The organism is Sodalis sp. (in: enterobacteria) (assembly GCF_047607725.1).
Lineage (GTDB): Bacteria > Pseudomonadota > Gammaproteobacteria > Enterobacterales > Enterobacteriaceae > JBLKSS01.
In genome coordinates, this window is the sequence record NZ_JBLKSS010000243.1 from 1 (window position 1) to 3723 (window position 3723).

A 3723-nucleotide genomic window follows, 5' to 3' on the forward strand; every position below is an offset into this window, starting at 1 on the left:
TCGGCAGTTGCAAACTGAACGGCGTGGAGCCGGAAGCGTATCTGCGCCATGTGCTGGCGATTATCGCGGATCATCCCATCAACAAAATCAAAGAGCTCCTGCCGTGGAACCTCACCATCCCTGCTGAATAACTGTCAATATGGCGCTGGGCGTACGCTTACGTTTGAACAATGACGTTTACTTCCAGGTTGGTCTGCTGACCACCATCGGACTGTCGGCCAAAAAACGCCATACTGCATATTGATCGTGGAATTCGCCAAGGATCTGATGGAGAAGAAAGGCAAAGGGCTGATAGAAGCCACTTTGGAAGCGGTACGTATGTGTTTACGACCGATTCTGATGACCTCGCTGGCCTTCATCCTCGGCGTATTGCCGCTGGCGATCAGCACCGGCGCCGGCTCAGGCTCGCAAAACGCGGTCGGTACCGGCGTCATGGGCGGGATGGTCACCGCTACCCTGTTGGCGATTTTCTTCGTACCGGTGTTCTTTGTGGTGGTACGCCGCCGCTTCGGTAAAAAGGGCCATCAGGACGAGCTGGAGCATGGACATCCCGTGGAAAACCCGCCGCCGCGGCCGTAAGCGCGACGTCGTCATCCCTTAAAACCAGGGCCGCTTTTGCGGCCCTTTTTCATGTCTTGCGGGGTGAGGCGGTCCCCCTGCCCGGCGATTGTATAATGCCTTCCCTGGCGCTATAATTATTATGTTATAACATAACAACAAGAGAAGCATGATGAAACCCGCTATTCACCCCCCTTATCGTCAGGTGGTTTTTCACGACACCACGGCCAACGTCTACTTTAAGGTCGGTTCTACCATCGCCACGACACGCTCAGTGGAATACGAGGGGGCGACCTACCCCTATGTCACCCTGGACGTTTCCAGCGCGTCGCATCCCTATTACACCGGGAAGCAGCGAACGGTAGCCAAAGACGGGAGTACCGCACGCTTTAATCAACGCTTTGGCCGTTTCCTCGGTCAACAGGGATAACCCTCAGGAGAAGCCAGTAGATGCAGGTATTAAGTTCCCTCAAGTGCGCCAAAGCGCGTCATCCCGACTGTCAGATTGTTCGTCGACGCGGGCGCGTGTATGTCATATGCAAATCCAACCCCCGCTTCAAGGCGGTACAGGGACGCAAAACACGCCGCTGACAATTATGGCGCGGTGGCACCGGGGCTGGGACAGAAAGTCAGTACAACTGCACCGAGGGAATACCTTCGGCGCTTTTTATTTGTGTCGTTAGGACGTGAAACGGCATATGCCTGATAACGATAGGAGAAATGCGGGGATTTACGCATATTTGTAAATACATATTGTAATTGAGTGAATAAGAAGAAAACACTCTTTTATTTAGCCGACATGTCTGCTAGTTTTAAAGTATCCATCATGCATCAGCACTGATAAAAGTAATTCAGCCGTACCGTTTCATTCCGCACCAGCACGCCGGCAATGAGAGAACGCTGAGACTCCCATCCCAACGCTGTTTATCTGAGCCTCGCTGTCACGGTTGGCTTTGACTCAGGGACTGTAAGTTAATGTAAGCATGGGATGCCAAACCGCCCAAAATATCCTATCTTTAATCTGGAATGGGCGAATTGAGCAGTGGGTATCGATCCTTGTCCCCAGCCGGGTTTTAAGATTACTGCAATTGCTATGTGTTAGGAGGGCTGATATGGATGAGTATTCACCCAAACGCTACGATATTGCGCAATTGAAATACCTGTGTGAAAATCTCTATGATGAAGGCATTGCCAGTCTGGGTGACAGCTATCATGGTTGGGTAAATGACCCAAGTTCCGCCGTCAATTTGCAGCTTAACGAATTAATTGAGCACATAGCAGCGAATATTGTCATCTTCAAACTTAAATACCATAATGAAAGTGAGCTTACCGATCAGGTTGAAACCTTTTTAGACGATACTTTTACCCTGTTCAGTAGCTATGGCATCAATAATTACGATATCCAGCGCTGGCGTCGCAGCCGCTGGCGTTTATTCGGAACATTCTCGGAGACAGAGCTCTGTACAACCTGAGAAAGTAGGAACACACCCGTTCAACTGACTGTACAAAAAGGTAAAAATGAAAAAGATCGACTATTTAATGCGCTTGAGGAAGTGCCGAACGCTGGAAACCCTCGAGCGTGTGATTGAAAAAAACAAATATGAACTGTCTGATGACGAACTGGAGATATTCAATTCCGCCGCCGATCATCGCCTGGCGGAACTGACGATGAACAAGCTGTACGACAAAGTTCCAGTTTCTGTCTGGAAGTATGTACGTTAAAACTGATTATTCTAAACATAATGTTAATGTTAATAAACATGACTATTAATACCTTTTTTTGCCCGCCGGCAATTAAATAACCTATTGCTTGCCCCTGCTGATAATCGTTCTTTTTCGCGCCATTGACGTCAGGTTAACCTCCTATTGTCTGGCGCGCGACGCGGATGTAAATGGCCAGTGCGTTATCATACTGGTTAATAACATTATTGGTCTTTTCCAAGCGCAGGTCCCAAGCGGTGATGTCAAGTGCTTATTACGTCGGATTTCCCTCATCTTTACGGGGTGGCCTTGGCGTTATTTCGTACGATTGTATTTTTACAGGTGCCGGACGGGAATGTACTGACCGGCAGATACGATTTCGGGACGTCATTAATAAAGAACAATTGCGGAAAAAACACCGCTTATTTCCCTGTAAAGGGGGGATAGCCTCGGCGCAACGGGCGGGTAGGTCTAAGAAAGGGCGAGACGAATACAGGCTGAATTGAGTGGAGGCCCCGCCAGCGACATCCCGGCACACACGTCGCCTGCTGCGGCTGCTTCCTTCCGGACCTGACCGAGTTCACAAGGTAGTGTTGCGAGAGCACCCACGGGGCCTCCATTGACAGCTCGTTTCAAACGAGCGCGGGGCATTATCAATTAAGGCTGGGGTAATTGCAAGCCAGGGCAGTTTAAGCGCCGTTTTCTTATCCAATATGTATCACACGTAACGCTTCACCGCCGGCGGGTTGCGGTCGCCACGCTAAATGTGACAGGATAATTCCCACGCCGAATTCAACTGCAGAATTGAAATATGCCCGATCCCTCTCACGATAATTTTCGTCAGCGCGTATATCAGATCGTGGCCGCCATCCCCTATGGCCGATTAACGACCTATGGCGATGTGGCGCGCCTGGCCGGCTCACCGCGCGCCGCTCGGCAAGTTGGCGGGCTGTTAAGCCGACCGCCGGAGGGCAGCAACCTACCCTGGCATCGAGTGGTTAATCGTCACGGCGCTATCTCGCTGAGCGGCGAGGATTTTTACCACCAGCTCAGGGGGCTGCAGGCCGAAGGGCTGTTGTTGCAAGACAGCGGCCGGTTTGATCTTGCTCGCTGCCGGTGGCGTCCGGAAGACGGCGATTAAGCGCTTATCGCCACCCGCTATATCACCTCAACCTCTTCACGTTGAGAGAGGATATCTGTTGCGCCGCCTCCCCTATAAAAAACCCGTATGCGGTGCGCTGACAAGCGCTGTGGTCGTCCTTCAAGGATCTTGCATAGCCTATGCAGGTCTTATTCAGCCGCAGTGGGAAGAGGTGTTGTTACAGGTAAGCGCCCCGTGGAGGACGTCTTGAATTATTGGTGGGTTTGTTGTATGAGACAGTAAACCTACGTTGCACGCTTATGCTCATTGTATTTTCACATTGTATTGATTTTAATAACTTTTATTTCCATCCCGGTTTGAGT

General features: G+C 50.7%; 6 protein-coding genes, 1 other RNA gene and 1 pseudogene. 7 read left to right on the forward strand and 1 reads right to left on the reverse strand.

From position 1 onward, the window contains the following. The 6 genes and pseudogenes from ACMX3H_RS17530 to ACMX3H_RS17555 all read left to right on the forward strand — a co-directional run. Positions 1–131: transposase domain-containing protein (locus ACMX3H_RS17530; RefSeq protein WP_415210452.1), on the forward strand; the 131-nt coding region annotated here is incomplete at its 5' end. Between the two features lie 20 nt (positions 132–151). Next, positions 152–579, forward strand: a pseudogene (locus ACMX3H_RS17535) (efflux RND transporter permease subunit); the annotation flags it as partial. Positions 580–730: 151 nt separating this feature from the next. After that, positions 731–988 (forward strand): type B 50S ribosomal protein L31, encoded by a 258-nt coding sequence (locus ACMX3H_RS17540; protein WP_415211724.1) that lies wholly within the window; start codon positions 731–733, stop codon positions 986–988. A 20-nt stretch (positions 989–1008) separates the two neighbouring features. Beyond that, positions 1009–1149, forward strand: a complete 141-nt coding sequence (gene ykgO / locus ACMX3H_RS17545) for a type B 50S ribosomal protein L36 (RefSeq protein ID WP_415211721.1) — start codon at positions 1009–1011, stop codon at positions 1147–1149. A 521-nt stretch (positions 1150–1670) separates the two neighbouring features. Beyond that, a complete protein-coding gene (tomB, locus tag ACMX3H_RS17550) occupies positions 1671–2030 on the forward strand; it encodes an Hha toxicity modulator TomB (protein WP_415211722.1) in 360 nt (119 codons plus the stop codon). Between the two features lie 46 nt (positions 2031–2076). After that, the gene (locus ACMX3H_RS17555; RefSeq protein ID WP_011410544.1) at positions 2077–2280 is read left to right on the forward strand and encodes an HHA domain-containing protein; all 204 of its coding nucleotides are present in this window, start codon (positions 2077–2079) and stop codon (positions 2278–2280) included. Positions 2281–2772: 492 nt separating this feature from the next. Here the strand turns inward: ACMX3H_RS17555 and ffs are convergent. Then, positions 2773–2869, reverse strand: an RNA gene (ffs, locus tag ACMX3H_RS17560) — signal recognition particle sRNA small type. Positions 2870–3070: 201 nt separating this feature from the next. Between ffs and ACMX3H_RS17565 the strand changes: the two genes are divergently transcribed. Then, on the forward strand, positions 3071–3400 hold the full coding sequence (locus ACMX3H_RS17565) for an MGMT family protein (RefSeq protein ID WP_415211723.1): 330 nt from the start codon (positions 3071–3073) through the stop codon (positions 3398–3400). The last annotated feature ends 323 nt before the right edge of the window (positions 3401–3723 follow it).

What these genes read in the sequence shown, in the direction of transcription:
- ACMX3H_RS17540 (WP_415211724.1), top strand. Translation starts at nt 731, where the DNA reads ATGAAACCCGCTATTCACCCCCCTTATCGTCAGGTGGTTTTTCACGAC.
- ACMX3H_RS17565 (WP_415211723.1), top strand. Translation starts at nt 3,071, where the DNA reads ATGCCCGATCCCTCTCACGATAATTTTCGTCAGCGCGTATATCAGATC.
- ACMX3H_RS17555 (WP_011410544.1), top strand. Translation starts at nt 2,077, where the DNA reads ATGAAAAAGATCGACTATTTAATGCGCTTGAGGAAGTGCCGAACGCTG.
- tomB (WP_415211722.1), top strand. Translation starts at nt 1,671, where the DNA reads ATGGATGAGTATTCACCCAAACGCTACGATATTGCGCAATTGAAATAC.
- ykgO (WP_415211721.1), top strand. Translation starts at nt 1,009, where the DNA reads ATGCAGGTATTAAGTTCCCTCAAGTGCGCCAAAGCGCGTCATCCCGAC.